Origin of the sequence: Bailinhaonella thermotolerans, from assembly GCF_003594875.1 — a bacterium.
Classification (GTDB): Bacteria; Actinomycetota; Actinomycetes; order Streptosporangiales; family Streptosporangiaceae; genus Bailinhaonella; species Bailinhaonella thermotolerans.
On the sequence record NZ_QZEY01000003.1, the window covers coordinates 507321 to 523004 of the forward strand.

A 15684-nucleotide genomic window follows, 5' to 3' on the forward strand; every position below is an offset into this window, starting at 1 on the left:
GGCCGCGAGGGTTAGCGTTGACTCGATGACCGAGATCGTCGTTCTGGTCATATGGAGGGGCTTTGGGCGGCGTGCGGGTGGCCGGGCGAGGTGAACCGGCGCGGGAGCGGCGGGCGGGGCGGATCCTGGACGCGGCGGGGGAACTGCTGGTCGCGTGGGGGTACCCCCGGGTCACCGTGGACGAGGTGGCGCGCCGGGCCGGGGTCGGGAAGGGCACGATCTACCTGCACTTCGCGACCAAGGAGCAGCTCTTCCTGACCGTGCTGCTCCGGGCCCAGCGCGGGCTGATGGCGCGGGTCGTCGCCGGGATGCGGGAGCGGGGCGAGGGCGTCCTGCTCAGCGAGATGGCGCGCGCGGGATACCTCTGGGCGCACGAGGAGCCGGTGGCCCGGGCGGTGCTGCTGGGGGACCTCACGACGCTGGGGGCGCTCGGCGCGAGCGCGGCGGAGGTCATGGGGGGCCTGGTCGAGGAGCGGGACAGGGTCGTCGAGGCGCACTTCCGGCTGCTCCGCGACCACGGCCTGATCCGCGGGGAGCCCGGCCTGGAGGCGCAGATCCACGCCTACTCGGCGATCCTCACCGGATTCCTGGCCCTCGAACCGCTCAAGCCCGCGCCGTACCCCTCCCACGAGGAGAACGCGGCGATCGTCGCCGACGTCGTCCGGACCGCGTTCGAGACGCCCGGCGACCCCGCCGCCCTGCACGCGGCGGCCGCGAGAGCCGCCGACCACTACCAGCGTCTGCTCGACCTCATGGACGAGGAGATCGGCAGGCGGCAAGTGCCCTGACAAGGACGGAGGCACGTCATGTCCCAGACCGTCAACCTCATGGACCCCGAACTCCTGCGCGACCCGTTCACCGCGTTCTCCCGCATCCGCGAGAGCGCCCCCGTCGCCCCGGCCGTCTTCGGGGACGCGCCGTCACGGATCCTGGTGGTCACCCGGTACGACGACGTCCGCACCGTGCTCGCCGACCGCCGGTTCGTGAACAACCCCGCGAACGTGCCCGGCGCGAACGCGGGCAACGTCCGCGAGCAACTGATCGCGATGCGCCGGATCCCTCCCGAATACGCCAAGTACATCCTGGGCAGCGTCCTGGACTCCGACGGCGAGGACCACATCCGCCTGCGCCGTCTGGTCTCCCGCGCGTTCACCGCCCGCCGCGTCCTCGACCTGCGGCCCCGCGTCGAGGAGATCACCGCCGCCCTCATCGAGACGCTGCCGGACATGGCCGGCGAGGACGGCGTGGTGGACCTGGTGGAGCACTTCGCCTACCCCCTCCCGATCACCGTCATCTGCGAGCTCGTCGGCATCCCGGAGGAGGACCGCGGCCACTGGCGCGAGTGGAGCAGGGGCCTCAACTCCGTCGAGCCGGGAGCCATCACCGAACCCCTCAAGCAGATCGTCGCCAACTCCCAGGCGCTGATCGCCCACCGCCGCGAGCACCCCGCCGACGACCTGCTGACCGCGCTCATCCGCGCCCACGACGAGGACGGCGACCGGCTCACGGACGTCGAGCTCGTGACCATGATCATCACGTTGATGGTCGCCGGGCACGAGACCACGGCGCACCTGATCTCCAACGGCGTGGAAGCCCTCCTGACCCATCCCGACCAACTGGAGAGGTTCCGCGCCGCCCCCGCCCTGGCCCCCCGCGCCGTCCACGAGCTGATGCGCTGGTGCGGGCCCGTCCAGGGCACCCAGTTCCGCTACCCCACCGAGGACGTCACCCTCTCCGGCGTCCTCATCCCCAAGGGCACCCCGGTCATGGCCATCCTGGTCGGCGCCAACCGGGATCCCCGCCATTACCCCGACCCCGACAGGCTCGACATCACCCGCGACCCCGGCGCCCACCGCGAGACTCACGTCGGCTTCGGTCACGGCCTCCACTACTGCCTGGGGGCCGCCCTCGCCCGCCAGGAGGCCGAGGTCGCCCTGACCCGCCTCTTCGCCGCCTACCCCGGCCTGTCCCTGGCCGTCCCCCGCGAGTCCCTCCGCAGGGACTTCCTCCCCGCCTCCTGGCGCCTGACGGCCCTCCCCGTCCACCTCTGACCGCCCCCGCCCCGCCGTACGCCCCCGCCCCGCCGTACGCCCCCGCCCCGCCGTACGGCTCCTCCCGGCCGTACGGCGGAGCGCCCGCGACAGGGATTGCGCCCGGCTGGTCGCGGTGGGGGAAACGGCGGAGGCCGGGGAGATCGTCGCGGCTCTCCGGCTGCAGCCCTTCGCCGACGTCCTGTACGGCATGCTGCGGGCCGCCCCGCTGCCCGGCGCCGCCGAGGTGCTCGGGCGGGAGGTGGTGACCGCCCTCGTGCGCGGCGAGGTGGGCGAGGCGGTGCGGGTTCGGTAGGGGGTGTTCGGGCTGGTCAGGAGGTGGGGGTGGGGGTGGTGGGGCGGGAAAATGGTTTGCCGGGGTTAAGGGAATCTGTGAGTGTTTCCTGGTTATGCGCTCCTTTCCTGAGGCCGATCCCGGCGTACCTGATATTCGCGGGCCTGTGCGGTTCCTTTGGTGGAACGTGCGGCGGCAGGGGCGGCTGCTCGGGACCGGGATCTCGCTCGCGGTGCTGTGGTGGCTGGGGCAGGCGTTCGTCCCGGCGGTGATCGGGCGGGCCGTGGACGCGCTCGGGCGGGATGACGCCGGGGGGCTGGTGCGGTGGGCGCTCGTGCTGCTCGGGCTGGGGGTGCTCCAGGCGGTGGCCGGGATGCTCCGGCACCGGGTGGCGGTGCGCAACTGGCTCGCCGCGGCGTACCGGACCGTGCAGCTCACTGCCCGGCAGTCGGCCCGGCTGGGGGCGACGCTGCCCAAGCGGCTCTCCTCCGGAGAGGTCGTCAGCGTGGGCACCTCCGACATCGCGCATCTGGGGTCGGCGCTGGACATCCTGGTGCGGGGGACCGGGGCCGTGGTCGCGATCGTGGTCGTGACCGTGATCCTGCTGGCCACCTCGCTGCCGCTGGGGCTCCTGGTGCTGGTCGGGGTGCCGGTGATGCTGGCCGCCGTCGGGCCGCTGCTGCGACCGCTGCACCGGCGGCAGCACGAGCACCGCGACCTGCAGGGGGAGCTGGCGACCCGGGCCTCCGACATCGTGTCCGGCCTGCGGGTGCTGCGCGGCGTCGGCGGCGAGGACGTCTTCTCGGCGCGGTACCGCGACCAGTCGCAGCTCACGCGGCGGGCCGGTGTCCGGGTCGCGGGGGTCGAGTCGCTGCTCGAAGGGGCGCAGGTCCTCCTCCCCGGGCTGCTGATCGCGGGCGTGACCTGGCTGGGCGCGACGTTCGCGCTGGACGGCCGCATCTCGGCCGGCGAGCTGGTCTCCTTCTACGGGTACGCCGTCTTCCTGATCGCGCCGCTGCGCACGATCACCGAGGCGGCCGACAAGCTGACCAAGGGGCACGTGGCCGCGCGCCGCGTGATCCGCATCCTGGGGCTGGAGCCGGAGATCTCCGGCGGGACCGGCGCCTCTCCCGGCGGCGACCTGGAGGACCGTGAGTCCGGGGTGACCGTCACCGCCGGGGCGCTCACCGCGATCGCCGCCAACCGGCCCGAGGACGCGATCGCGATCGCCGACCGGCTCGGGCGGTACTCCCACGGCGACGTGCTCTTCGGCGGCGTCCCGCTGGCCGAGCTGCCCGTGGACGAGGTACGGCGGCGCGTGCTCGTGGCCGACAACGAGGCCCGCCTGTTCGCCGGGCGGCTGCGCGACGAGCTGGACGTCACCGGCCGGGCCACGGACGAGTCCGTACGGCTGGCGCTGCGGGCGGCGTGCGCGGAGGACATCGTCGCGGCGCTGCCGGAGGGGCTGGACGGGCGGGTCGCCGAGTCGGGGCGCGAGTTCTCCGGCGGGCAGCGGCAGCGGCTGCGGCTGGCCCGGGCGCTCGCCGCCGACCCGGAGGTGCTGATCCTGGTCGAGCCGACGAGCGCGGTGGACGCGCACACCGAGGCGCGCATCGCCGACCGGCTCGCCGAGGCGCGCGCGGGCCGTACGACCGTGGTGTGCACGACGAGCCCGCTGGTGCTGGACAGGACCGAGCACGTGATCTACGTCGAGGACGGGGTGGTGGCCGCCGTGGGGGCACACCGGGACCTGCTGGACGCCGAGCCGGGCTACCGGGCGGCCGTGACGCGAGGGGAGGACTGATGGCGAGCGAGATCCTGCCGGTCGCCGACCAGGCGCAGGTGCGCGCGTACGCCCGCCGGCTGACGCTGAAGTACCCGCGGCAGCTCGCGCTCGCGCTGGGCCTGCACGGGCTGGCCGCCGGGGCGGGGCTGGCCGCGCCCCGCCTGCTGGGCGAGCTGGTGCAGGACGTGAAGGACGGCTCCGGCGCCGACGTGGCGTTCATGGTGCTGGCGATCGCGGGATTCGTGGTCGCGCAGGCGGTGCTCGTCAGGTACGCCGTCTACGCCTCGTCCCGGCTGGGCGAGAAGGTGCTCGCCGAGCTGCGCGAGGAGTTCGTGGAACGGGTGCTCGCGCTCCCGCTGTCCACCGTGGAGCGCGCCGGCTCCGGCGACCTGATCAGCCGCACGTCGCGGGACGTGGACGCGCTCAGCCGCACCGTGCGGCACGCCGTACCCGAGACGCTGATCGCGCTGGTGGCGTGCGCGTTCACGATCGGCGCGCTGGCGCTGGTCGGGCCGCTGCTCCTGCTGCCGTCGCTGCTCGCGGTGCCGGTGCTGTGGATCTCCACGCGGTGGTACCTCAAGCGCGCCCGCGACGGGTACCTCGCGGAGAACGCGGCGTACGCCGACATGATCGAGGGCCTGACCGAGACCGTCGAGGGCGCGCGCACGGTCGAGGCGCTGGGCCTGCGGCAGCGGCGGTACGACCGGGCCCAGCGCGACATCGCCCGCTCCTGGGCCGCCGAGCGGTACACCCTCCGGCTGCGCACCGTCTGGTTCCCGGCGGTGGAGACCGGATACGTCGTGCCGATCGTGGCGACGCTGCTCTTCGGCGGCCTGTTCTACCTGGAGGGCTGGGTCGCACTCGGGCAGGTCGTCGCGGCGACGCTGTACGTCCAGCAGCTCATCGACCCGGTGGACCGGCTGCTCATGTGGATCGACGAGCTCCAGGTCGGCGGCGCGTCCATGGCCCGCCTCCTCGGCGTGGCCGCCGTGCCCGACGACCGCACGCCGGGCGAGGCGCGGCCCGCCGGCGAGGCGCTGGTCGCCGAGGACGTCCGGTACGCCTACCGGGAGGGCCGCGACGTGCTGCACGGCGTGTCGCTCACGGTCGCCCCGGGGGAGCGGCTGGCCATGGTCGGCCCCTCTGGCGCGGGCAAGTCCACGCTCGGCCGCATGCTGGCCGGCATCCACGGCCCGCGCTCCGGCTCGGTCACGGTCGGCGGCGTGCCGCTGGTCGAACTGCCGCTGGACGAGCTGCGCGGACACGTCGCGCTGGTCACCCAGGAGCACCACGTGTTCCGCGGGACGCTGCGCGACAACGTGCTGATCGCGCGCCCGGACGCGACCGACGAGCAGGTACGGCAGGCGCTGCGCGCCGTGGACGCCGAGGAGTGGGTGGACGCGCTGCCCGAGGGCCTGGACACCCAGACCGGGTCGGGCGAGCACGCGCTGTCACCCGCCCAGGCCCAGCAGCTCGCGCTGGCCCGCCTGGTGCTGGCCGACCCGCACACGCTGGTCCTGGACGAGGCGACCTCGCTCATCGACCCGCGCGCGGCCCGGCACCTGGAGCGCTCGCTCGCGGCGGTCCTCCAGGGCCGCACGGTGATCGCCATCGCCCACCGCCTCCACACGGCCCACGACGCCGACCGCGTGGCGGTGGTCGAGGACGGCCGCATCAGCGAGCTGGGCTCCCACGACGAACTGGTCGCCCGCGACGGCGCCTACGCCGCCCTCTGGCGCTCCTGGCACGCCCGCCCCTCCGTCACGCCCCGCCAATAACCCAGCCCCCAACCCCCACACCCCAATCCTCCCGTGATCTTGCAATCACGCCCTCCCTCGGGAGTCGCCGAGGCGTCGGGTGCGTCGGCGGCGGGGCGTGATTGCAAGATCACGGGCGAGGGCGAGGGCGAGGGCGAGGGCGCGGCCGGGAGCGCGAGGGGGGCGAGGGCGCGGCCGGGAGCGCGAGGGGTGGGCGCGGCGGGGACGGGGGTCATGGCGGGGGCTGGTGGTCCAGGAAGGTGAGGACCGCGAGGACTCTTCGGTGGCCGCCGTCGGACGGGGGGAGGCCCAGTTTGGCGAAGATGTTGCCGATGTGCTTGTGGACGCCGTTGTCGGTGACCGTGAGGTGTTCGCCGATCTCGGCGTTGCTGAGGCCGCGGGCCATCAGGGACAGCACCTCGCGTTCGCGGTTGGTGAGCCGGTCGAGGGCGTTGCCGGTGCGGCTCGCCATGAGCTGGGCGACGACCTCCGGGTCCATCACCGTGCCGCCGTCGGCCACCCGCCGCAGGTCGTCCACGAACTGGGCGACCCGTCCGACGCGGTCCTTGAGCAGGTAGCCGACGCCGCCGAGCCCGTCGGCGATGAGCTCGCGGGCGTACACCTTCTCGACGTACTGCGACAGCACCAGCACCGGCAGCCCCCGGTGCTTCCGCCGTACCTCCAGCGCGGCGCGCACGCCCTCGTCGCGGAAGCTGGGCGGCAGCCGCACGTCCGCGATGACCAGGTCGGGGCGGTCCCGGTCCACGGCCTCGACCAGGCCGGGGCCGTCGGTGACGACGGCGGCGACCTCGATGCCCCTGGTGCCGAGCAGGAGTTCCAGCCCGGCCGACAGCAGGACGTTGTCCTCGGCGATCACGACGCGCACGGCAGCTCCACGGTGAGTGTGGTCGGTCCTCCGGCCGGGCTGTCCACCAGCACCGTGCCGTCCAGGGCGGCGGCCCGCTTGCGGATGCCCGCGACGCCCGTGCCCCGGCTCTCGTCGATGCCGCCGCGCCCGTCGTCGGTGACCTCGACGACCAGCGTCCCGTCGCGCCGCGCCAGCCGTACGGCGGCGCGGGCGGCGCCGCTGTGCCGGGACACGTTGGTGATGGCCTCGGCCACGATGAAGTAGGCGGCGGCCTCGACGGCGGCGGGGACGCGGCCCAGGTCGCCCAGGGTCACCTCGACGGGCACGGGCACCCGGGCGGCCACGGCGGCGACGGCCCCGGGCAGGCCCCGGTCGGCCAGGATGGGCGGGTACATCGTGCGGATGACGCCCCGCAGCTCGGACATGGCCTCCTCGGCGCCCTCGTGCGCCTGCCGGAGCAGCCGGGCGAGCGGGCCGTCCTGGTCGGGCAGGGTCTCCCTGGCCACGCCCAGCAGCATCGCGATCGACACCAGCCGGGCCTGCGCGCCGTCGTGCAGGTCGCGCTCGATGCGGCGCAGCTCCGCGGCGTGGGCGTCGAGCACCTCGGCCCGGCTCTCGGCCAGCTCGCCGACCCGCTCGGCCAGCCGCTCCTCATGGGTGGGCTCGAGCGCCCGCAGGCAGTGCCGGGCGAGCCCGCGGGCCATGGGCGGGAACGTCCAGCCCACCAGCGCCGCCCCGATGACCGCCTGCGCGAGGCCCAGCAGGATCGCGTTGGTCCAGTTCGTGACCGGGACGTACACCAGGAACCGCAGCGGCTCGTCGGCCGGGAACAGCCACCAGACCGGGGTCTGGACCACGGCGTTCACCACGAGGCCGAGGATCACCAGCGCGGCCAGCCCGGCGGGCAGCCCGGTGGCGACGTGCAGGACCGCCCACCGCAGATCACGCATGATCTCCCGGTCGCCCGCGATGTTGCGCCACTGCGCGCGGATCCCCCTCGGGAGCCGCGTCTCCCGCGCGGCGACCGTCACCCCGAGCAGCGCGGCGGCCCTGCCCCGGTGCCACTCGGCCCAGCGGCGCAGCCAGACCAGCAGGTGGGGGAGGGCCACGAGGCCCACCCCGCCCACCACCGTCGCGGTCAGCGCGGTGAGCAGCACCGCGAGGAAGAGCAGCATGGCCATCGCCGAGGGCAGGCACACGAGGAGGTAGAGGCCGTCACGCCGCAGTCGCGAAAAATCCACCTAACGGAGCATCTTTCGGGCGGGGAGTTCCATGGCGGCCCAGACTACCAACGCGACCACCAGCATCGACGCGGGAAGCAGCCACAGCGGCCCGGCGGGCACGGGCCGGCCGAGGAACCCGGCGCTCAGCAGCGCGAGCGGCACCGCCGAGAGCAGGAGGCCCGCCCCGCACGCCGCCGCCCCGATCAGCGCGGCCTCCCATCGGACCATGCGCCGGAGCTGACGCGAGGAGGCGCCCACCCGCCGCAGGCCGGCCAGCTCCTCCCTCCGTCCCGTCGTGGTCGCCACCAGCCGGTTCGCCACGGCGACGAGCACGTAGCCCAGCAGCACGGCGAGCACGGCCACGTTCAGGAGGAGCTGCGCCGACGCGGCGCCCGCCTGCGGCCCCTCCGGGGCGGTGCTCAGCTCGACCCCGGGCCAGCGCGCGAGCACCGGGCCGAGGTCCGCCTTCCGGGCGAGGACCGCGCCGTCCAGGCCGGTCGTGGTATGCGCGGCGGCCAGGTCGCGGGAGACCACGATGGGCCCGAACCCCAGGGACCGCCGGTACGTCGCCACGACCACGGCCTCCACCCGCGCGCCGTCCCCCATGACCAGGCGGACGCGGTCCCCGACCCGCCCCGCGTCCTCGTCCAGCGCCACCGTGTTCCCGCGCAGCCCGGCCAGCCCCCCGGCCACGACGTCCAGGTCCACCAGCCCTTCGGCGTCCGGCCCCAGCGCCATCGCCGGCCGGGACATCAGCTCCGGGTCGTCGCCCGGCAGCAGCGGCTCGGTCACCACGGTCGTCGTCGCGACCGCCGTGGCCGGGGTGAGGTCCCGTACGTCGGAGACCAGGCCGTGCGGGACCCCTCCGAGCGCCGGGGCGGTGAGCGTGACCAGCCCGCGCAGGCCCAGCGCCGCCTCGTCGGTTCGCGCCCGGCCCAGCGTCGTGTGGGTGAGCACCACGCTCAGCCCCAGCGTCACGGCCATGCCGAGCGCCGCCACGGCCCCGGCGGTCCGCGGCGCGTGCCCGTGGGTGTTGTGGACCGCCAGCCAGGCCGTGCGCGGCAGCCGGGCCATCAGTGGCGAGGACGCCAGCGCGCCCGCCGCCCGCCGTACCAGCCGGGGGCCGGCCAGCGCCAGCCCGATCACCGCCAGCAGCGCCGCCGTGGCCGGGCCCACCGCCGCGATCTCACCGCGCACGAAGAGCGGGACGGCGGACAGCACCAGGGCGCCGAGCATGATCAGCAGGCCCGTGTTCGTGCGGAGCCGCGACGGCTCCCGGGCGTCCGCGATCCCGGCGGCGACCGGCATGCGCGAGACCCGCAGCGAGGCCGCCCACGACGCCACCCGCACGACGCCGAGCAACAGCGGCGCGGCGGCCAGCGCGGGCAGCGGGCCGTACGCCAGTGGGTGGTCGGGGCGGAGCGCCCCGACGGTCACCAGCAGGTCGCCGAGCCGGGCGGCCAGGAAGTAGCCCAGGGCCGCCCCCGGGATCAGCGCGGGCACGGCCGCCGCCAGCGCCTGCAGGCCGACGAGGCGGCGCACCTGGCGCGGGGTGGCCCCGGCGGCCCGCAGCAGGGCCAGGTCGGGCCGCTGCCGGTCGACCGACAACGACATCCCGCCGCCGACCACGAACCCGACGATGAGCAGGCTGATGCCGCCGATCGAGCCGGGCAGCATCAGCAGCGTCTCGCGGGCCGCCCCGATGGCGGGCGACTCGGCGACGGCGCGGTCCCGCCCGGTCGCGACCTCGTACCGCCCGCCGATCCGCGCCCGGATCCGCTCGGCCAGGTCCTCGGCGCGGACCCCCGGCGCCGCGCGCACCGCCACGAGATCGGCCCGTCCCGCCTTCGCGCCCGCCGTACGGCCCGCCAGCCCGGCCGCGACCGGATCGGCCACGTAGATCCCGGGGGCGGTGACCCGGCCCGTCACCAGGTACCCGGCAGGGCGCCCCGCCGCCATGATCCGCACCCGCCGCCCCACGTGCCCGGGCAGGCCGGGCCCGAGCGCCACCTCGCCGGCCGCGCGCGGCTCACGCCCCTCCGCGAGCCGCCCGCTCAGCAGCGCCGAGGACCACCCGTGCCCCGCCGCCGCCGGATCGGCCGCCGGTCCCTTCGCGGGCGCCGGACCGTGGGCGGCCTGGGGGAGGACGGCGGCGGGGAAGGACAGGTCGCCCACGGCGCCGGCGACCCCGGGCACGGCCGCGACCTCGCGCACCAGCGGGCCGGGGACCGTGGCGCGCTCGGGGAGCGCGATCGCGAAGTCCTCCTTCCTGGAGATCGACTGCGGCGCGGAGACCACGACGTCGGCCCCGCTCAGCCGTACCGGGGGCTGGGAGCGGAACGCCGAGTCCACGACGACGCCCGCCGCGGTGACCAGGGCGGTGCCGCCGAGCACGGCGAAGAAGACCACGGCGAGGCCGCCGGCGCGGGCCATCGCCACGGCGGTCGCGAGCATGCCCTTCACGCGGCCGGTTCCCTTCACGCGGCCGGCTCCATCGCGAGCCGCGTGAGGCGCACCGCCAGCTCCTCGGGGCGCGGCGAGGCCAGCACGTCCACCACCCGGCCGTCGGCCATCACCAGCGTGTCGTGCGCGCGGGAGGCGGCCACCGGGTCGTGGGTGACCATGACGACGGTCTGCCCGAGGTCCTCGACCAGGTCGCGCAGCAGGTCCAGGACGGCCGAGGCGGTCCGCAGGTCGAGCGCGCCCGTGGGCTCGTCGGCGAACACCACGTCCGGCCGGGCGGCCAGGGCGCGCACGATCGCGGCGCGCTGCCGCTGCCCGCCCGACAGCTCGGCGGGCCGGTGGCGCAGCCGGTCGCCGATGCCCACGCGATCGACCAGCTCCGCGAGCCACGCGCGGTCCGGCCGCACCCCCGCCAGCCGCAGCGGCAGCGTGATGTTGTCCTCGACGCTCAGCACCGGCAGCAGGTTGTAGGACTGGAACACGAACCCGACGTGCTTCCCGCGCAGCTCCGTGCGCCGCGCCTCGGACAGCCGGGTCACGTCCACGCCGCCGATCGCGACCGACCCCGAGGTGGGCGGGTCGAGCGCGGCGGCGCAGTTCAGCAGGGTGCTCTTGCCCGAGCCCGACGGGCCCATCACCGCCACGAACCGGCCCCTCGGGAAGGAGAGGGTCACGTCGTCCAGCGCCGTCAGCTCGCCGTACCTGCGGGTGACCCGTTCCAGCGTCACGACGGCGCTCATCCGTGCCTCCCCGCCGCCCAGTGCGCGAACAGCCCGACCCCGGCGAGGAGCGCGACGACGCCCCCGGCCAGCCCGACCGGCGAGAAGTCCGCCCGCGTCGTGAGGTTGGCCGTCAGGTTCACCGCCACCCCCGCGGCCAGCACGATCCACAGCAGCGCCGCCCTCAGGGTTCGGCGCGGGCGCGGGCGCGGACGAGGGGAGGAGGGACGGTTCTCAGGGCTGATTCGGTACGGATCACTCATGGGAAGAACGCTAGGGATCAGGGCTTTCCCCAGGAATCCGGCGGACTGCCCGACCCGAGGTACAGCGCGCTGTAGTGACCCCCGTCACATCGGTTGAGTAGGGGTGTACTCATGCGGCGTCACCGGCCCCGCCCGCACGCTCGTCTTCCAGGCGCCCGGACGCCACTGCCCGCCGTACGGCGGACCGGCCGGGCCAGGGGAGGACGCGATGCGGTTCGCCGTGAAGGACCTGATGATCACGGTGCTGCCGGTACAGGGGAACGCCGGGGCCCCGCTGACCTGCGACGGGGGCTGCACCTGCTGCTCCCACTGCACGGGCTGCACCAATGTCACGCACCAGACCCACGGGACCCCGTGCACGCCGAACTGCCCGGCGGTGGTCCTGCCGAGGTCGCTGGAGCAGCTCGCGATCATCAAGGCGCAGCTCCGCGAGTCGCTGCAGGCGGTCGAGGCGCGGGAGCGGGAGGTCGCCGAGTCGCTGCGGCCGCGTTCGCGGGGCGAGGTCGAGCTGGTGAGGCGGTACCTCACCGACGCGCTCGGCGAACTCGACGCCGACGAAGCCGACGAGGCCGGCGAGGGCTAGGGATGGACGCCACCACCGGCGGCGCGGTCGCGTCCGGAGGTCTTCTCGGGGACCTCCGGGCGGCGACGTTCCGCGCCGGCGCCCACTACGAGCTCGTCGCCGCCGAGCACCTGCCGCCGGCCCAGCGGGAGCTGCTGGCCGGGACCCCGGAGGCGTACGGCGTGCTGCGGCCGGTCCGGGACCCGGGGCTGGGCACCAAGGCCGTCTGCCGCAACACCGCCCGGCTGTTCCGCGCGCTCGCCGAGCCGGGGCCGCTGCCGCCTGAGGTCGCCGAGGGCCTGGGCGGCGACGGGGAGCGGGCGATCGCCGAACTCGTGCTCGACGGCGTGCTGGAGATCGGCGCCGGCGGCGGCTTCGTCTCCGGCCCGGACGCCTGCGACCGGCTCTTCCCGCGGGTCCCGGCCGCCGAGTGGGGCAGGCTCGCCCGCCTGTCCGCCGAGGCGCTCCGGTACGGCCAGCGGCTGGACCTGGGCGACGTGCCCCGCCTGGCGGCCCGGATCTACTTCGCCAACCGGATCCCCGCCTCGCCCGCCCGCCTGGCGGCGCTCCCCGACGAGGCGGCGGTCGCGCGGCTGCTGGGCCTGGGGAACGGCGGCGCGGACCGGCGGGCGCCGGATCGGCGCTGGGCCGAGACGCGCATGCCCCCGCCGTACGGCGAGGCGTGGCGGTCCTGGCGGCGGCGGGATGTGACGGCGGAACGCCCGGCCACGACCTGCAAGCTCTACGTGAGCCCGGCCCCGGAGGCGCTGGGCGAGGCGTTCGGCGAGACGGCGGCCGTGCTGGCGGAGGCCGGGGCGCGGGCGTTCAAGGTCGGCCGCGACGTGTACGGGCTGCTGCGGCCGGACAAGCTGGTGGCGTACTTCGACCGGCCGGAACCGCTGCGGGAGGCGGCGGAGACGCTGGGGGAGCGGCTGGCGGGATGCCCGGCGCACGGGGTGCCGTTCAGCGCCGAGCTGGCCGGGGGCGGGCTGCTGTCCTGGGGCGTGGACCCGCCCCGGGGGCCGGAGCGCGAGAGCTGGCGCATGTGGGTGTGCACGCGGCTGGCGGCGGCGCTAATCGCCGCGCGGGGGTCGCGCACGGTCGAGCCGTGGCGGTTCGCGCTGGACCGGCTGCGGTGCGAGGGCGTGGACACCGACACCTGGATCCCCCGCGAGGGCATCTGGGACGACCGGGGCTACCGGGACGACCGGGGCGACTGGGACGGCCGAGACGCTCGGGACGGGCGAGACGGGCGGGACAGACGGGACGGTCGGGACGGCTGGGACAGACGGGGCGACTGGGACGACTCGGAGGGTCCGGCGGCGCGCCGTGCGGACGCGGAGGGCGAGGGAGGCGCGGGATGGACCTGACGGGACCGCTCGTCATGCCGGCCGACGTGGTGCTGGTGCCGGTGACGGAGCTGCCGGAGGAGACGCGGGCGCGGTTCGAGTGGGAGGAGGGGGACTACGCGCTCACGCGGCCGGGCACGCGCGCGAGGTCGCGGATCGTGGGGGCGGACATGGCGCACCTGCTGCGGGAGTTCCGGGCGCCGGTGACGATCGCGGCCGCGCTGATCAGGTACTGCGGGGCGCGCGGGCTGGCCCCCGAACCCACGCTGGAGCAGGTCTTCCCGATGCTCGGCCGGTTCGTGGAGTCCCGCGTCCTGGTGCCGCCGGAGGACGCCGGCCGCATCGGGCCCTCCTACGCGCCCGGCGAGGTCGTCGCGGGGTTCGAGGTGCTGGAGTGCGCGCAGGCGCTGGAGGACACCGAGGTCTACCGGGCCCGGGCCCGCGACGGCTCGCCCGCCGCGGTGAAGATCACGCGGCCGGGGTGCCGCGACGCGGCGCTCGACCGCGAGGCCCGGGTCCTGGCGCGCCTCGGCGGCGGGATCGCGCCCCGGCTGCTGGCCGAGGGGACGCACGACGGGCGGCGGTACCTCGCGCTGGAGTGGTGCGCCGGGGTCCCGGTGACGACGGCCGCGGGGGAGTGCCGCAGGGACGCGCCGGGCCTGCGCGAACGCCTGCTCAGACTCTGCCGCGAGATCGCCCGCTGCTACGCCGTCCTGCACGAGCGCGGCGTGATCCACGGCGACGTGCACCCGCGCAACCTGCTGGCCGACCGGGACGGCCGCGTCCGCCTGATCGACTTCGGCCTGGCCGCGCTGGACGGCGACGCACCCGGGGAACGCGGGGGCGTGGCGCACTACCTGGAACCGGAGTACGCCGCCGCCCGCCTGCGCGGCCGCCACGCCCCGGCGGCGACCCCCGAGGGCGAGCAGTACGCCGTGGCCGCGCTGCTCTACCACCTGCTCACCGGGGTCCACTACCGGGAGTTCTCGGCGGAGAAGCACGAGATGTGGCGTCAGATCGCCGAGGACCCGCCGCTCCCGTTCGCCCCGCGCGCCCGCCCCTGGCCCGAGGCCGAGGCGGTCCTGTCCCGGGCGCTCGCCAAGGCCCCCGGCGACCGCTTCCCGTCCTCGCGCGAGTTCGCCGTACGGCTGGACGCGGTCCGCCCGCCGCTGGAGCCGGCCGGGCACGCGGTGCCCCCGGCGTACCGCCGCGCGGCGTCGGCGCTGGTGGACGACGTGATCCGGGAGCTGTCGCCGGACGCCCCGCCGTACGCGGAGGGGCTGCCCGCGGCGCCGAGGGCCTCGGTGTACTTCGGGGCGGCCGGGATCGCGTACGCCCTGTACCGGCTGTCCTGCCTGCGCGAGGAGCCGGGCCTGCTGTCCGCGGCCGACCTGTGGGCCGAGCGCGCCCGCCGCGGCCTGGCCGACGCCGACGCCTTCCGCGACGACGGCCAGGGCATCACCCCGGACGTCGTCGGGGCGGTCACGCCGTACCACACGGCCTCCGGCGTGCACGCCGTGCGAGCGCTGATCGGGCACGCGATGGGCGACGTGGTCTCCGTCCGCGAGGCCCTGGGCGACTTCACCCGCGCGTCCCGGCACCCCTGCGCCAACCCCGATCTCACCCTCGGCCGTTCCAGCATCCTGATCGGCGCGACGGTGCTGCTGAACGCGCTCTCCCGCCTGCCCGCCGCGGACCTGGGCGGCCTGCGCGCGCTGGGCGACGAGACGATGGCCGGGATCTGGGCCGAGCTGGACCCGCTGCCCCCGGTCCGCGTCCAGCGCGAGATCCGCTACCTGGGCCTCGCCCACGGCTGGGCCGGCCTCCTCCACGCCACCCTGGCCTGGTGCCGTACGGCGGGGCGCACGCCTCCCCCGGGCGTGGAACGCCGCCTCGCGGAGCTGGCCGAGTGCGCCGAGCCGACCGGGCGCGGCCTCCGCTGGCGGATCATGTCCGACCCGGCGGCCCGCATGCGCACCGAGCACACCTCGGGCTGGTGCAACGGCAGCGCGGGGCACCTGTTCCTGTGGATCGGGGCCCACCGGCTGACCGGCGACGAGACCCACCTGACGCTGGCCGAGCGCGCCGCGTGGAACGTCTGGGAGGAGCCGTACCTCGCCGACAACCTGTGCTGCGGCCTGGCGGGCGCCGCGTACGCCCTGGCGGCCCTGCACCGGGCCACCGGCGACGCCCAGTGGGCGGTCAACGCGCGGGAGCTGGGGAACCGCGCGATCGAGGAGACGCGCCGCTCCGGCTACCCCCACAGCCTCTACAAGGGCCCGCCGGGCGTCGCGGTGCTGGCCGCCGACCTCCTCGACCCCGCCCGCGCGGCGATGCCCCTGTTCGAGCCCGAGTACGCCTGAGGCGCG

At 75.9% G+C, this 15684-nt stretch carries 13 protein-coding genes; 8 read left to right on the forward strand and 5 right to left on the reverse strand.

Annotation, left to right across the window (positions count from 1 at the left end; all coding sequences use genetic code 11):
• Positions 1–71: 71 nt before the first annotated feature.
• The 5 genes from D5H75_RS11500 to D5H75_RS11520 all read left to right on the forward strand — a co-directional run bounded on the left by D5H75_RS11500 (position 72) and on the right by D5H75_RS11520 (position 5889).
• Entirely contained in the window at positions 72–788 is a 717-nt protein-coding gene (locus D5H75_RS11500) for a TetR/AcrR family transcriptional regulator (protein ID WP_242454190.1), read from the forward strand.
• Between the two features lie 18 nt (positions 789–806).
• Complete coding sequence (locus D5H75_RS11505; RefSeq protein WP_202638054.1) at positions 807–2051, forward strand: cytochrome P450 family protein; 1245 nt, start codon at positions 807–809, stop codon at positions 2049–2051.
• A 115-nt stretch (positions 2052–2166) separates the two neighbouring features.
• Positions 2167–2346 (forward strand): hypothetical protein, encoded by a 180-nt coding sequence (locus D5H75_RS11510; protein ID WP_119926366.1) that lies wholly within the window; start codon positions 2167–2169, stop codon positions 2344–2346.
• A gap of 145 nt (positions 2347–2491) precedes the next feature.
• Positions 2492–4129 carry an ABC transporter transmembrane domain-containing protein gene (locus D5H75_RS11515; RefSeq protein WP_242454149.1) on the forward strand — a complete coding sequence of 546 codons (1638 nt, stop codon included), beginning with the start codon at positions 2492–2494 and terminating at the stop codon, positions 4127–4129.
• On the forward strand, positions 4129–5889 hold the full coding sequence (locus D5H75_RS11520) for an ABC transporter ATP-binding protein (RefSeq protein ID WP_119926368.1): 1761 nt from the start codon (positions 4129–4131) through the stop codon (positions 5887–5889). Before D5H75_RS11515 ends, D5H75_RS11520 begins: the two co-directional genes overlap by 1 nt.
• A 211-nt stretch (positions 5890–6100) precedes the next feature.
• On the opposite strand, the gene D5H75_RS11525 is transcribed toward D5H75_RS11520, so the two are convergent.
• From D5H75_RS11525 to D5H75_RS40850, 5 genes are read right to left on the reverse strand one after another with little or no spacing between them, the layout of a single operon-like run.
• Positions 6101–6754 carry a response regulator transcription factor gene (locus D5H75_RS11525; RefSeq protein ID WP_119926369.1) on the reverse strand — a complete coding sequence of 218 codons (654 nt, stop codon included), beginning with the start codon at positions 6752–6754 and terminating at the stop codon, positions 6101–6103.
• On the reverse strand, positions 6742–7977 hold the full coding sequence (locus D5H75_RS11530) for a sensor histidine kinase (protein WP_242454150.1): 1236 nt from the start codon (positions 7975–7977) through the stop codon (positions 6742–6744). The genes D5H75_RS11525 and D5H75_RS11530 overlap by 13 nt, the downstream gene beginning before the upstream one ends.
• On the reverse strand, positions 7978–10440 hold the full coding sequence (locus D5H75_RS11535) for an FtsX-like permease family protein (RefSeq protein ID WP_119926371.1): 2463 nt from the start codon (positions 10438–10440) through the stop codon (positions 7978–7980).
• A complete protein-coding gene (locus D5H75_RS11540; RefSeq protein ID WP_119926372.1) occupies positions 10437–11162 on the reverse strand; it encodes an ABC transporter ATP-binding protein in 726 nt (241 codons plus the stop codon). Before D5H75_RS11540 ends, D5H75_RS11535 begins: the two co-directional genes overlap by 4 nt.
• The gene (locus D5H75_RS40850) at positions 11159–11404 is read right to left on the reverse strand and encodes a hypothetical protein (RefSeq protein WP_147425118.1); all 246 of its coding nucleotides are present in this window, start codon (positions 11402–11404) and stop codon (positions 11159–11161) included. The genes D5H75_RS11540 and D5H75_RS40850 overlap by 4 nt, the downstream gene beginning before the upstream one ends.
• A gap of 208 nt (positions 11405–11612) precedes the next feature.
• On the opposite strand from D5H75_RS40850, the gene D5H75_RS11545 reads away from it, so the two are divergent.
• From D5H75_RS11545 to D5H75_RS11555, 3 genes are read left to right on the forward strand one after another with little or no spacing between them, the layout of a single operon-like run.
• Positions 11613–11987, forward strand: a complete 375-nt coding sequence (locus tag D5H75_RS11545; RefSeq protein ID WP_119926373.1) for a hypothetical protein — start codon at positions 11613–11615, stop codon at positions 11985–11987.
• A 2-nt stretch (positions 11988–11989) separates the two neighbouring features.
• Positions 11990–13336 (forward strand): hypothetical protein, encoded by a 1347-nt coding sequence (locus D5H75_RS11550; protein ID WP_119926374.1) that lies wholly within the window; start codon positions 11990–11992, stop codon positions 13334–13336.
• Positions 13327–15678: a lanthionine synthetase LanC family protein gene (locus D5H75_RS11555; protein ID WP_119926375.1), complete on the forward strand. Its 2352-nt coding sequence runs from the start codon at positions 13327–13329 to the stop codon at positions 15676–15678. The genes D5H75_RS11550 and D5H75_RS11555 overlap by 10 nt, the downstream gene beginning before the upstream one ends.
• The last annotated feature ends 6 nt before the right edge of the window (positions 15679–15684 follow it).

Coding starts and splice junctions, on each gene's coding strand:
- D5H75_RS11505 (WP_202638054.1), top strand. CDS start 807: ATGTCCCAGACCGTCAACCTCATGGACCCCGAACTCCTGCGCGACCCG.
- D5H75_RS11520 (WP_119926368.1), top strand. CDS start 4,129: ATGGCGAGCGAGATCCTGCCGGTCGCCGACCAGGCGCAGGTGCGCGCG.
- D5H75_RS11540 (WP_119926372.1), bottom strand. CDS start 11,162: ATGAGCGCCGTCGTGACGCTGGAACGGGTCACCCGCAGGTACGGCGAG.
- D5H75_RS40850 (WP_147425118.1), bottom strand. CDS start 11,404: ATGAGTGATCCGTACCGAATCAGCCCTGAGAACCGTCCCTCCTCCCCT.
- D5H75_RS11545 (WP_119926373.1), top strand. CDS start 11,613: ATGCGGTTCGCCGTGAAGGACCTGATGATCACGGTGCTGCCGGTACAG.
- D5H75_RS11550 (WP_119926374.1), top strand. CDS start 11,990: ATGGACGCCACCACCGGCGGCGCGGTCGCGTCCGGAGGTCTTCTCGGG.
- D5H75_RS11555 (WP_119926375.1), top strand. CDS start 13,327: ATGGACCTGACGGGACCGCTCGTCATGCCGGCCGACGTGGTGCTGGTG.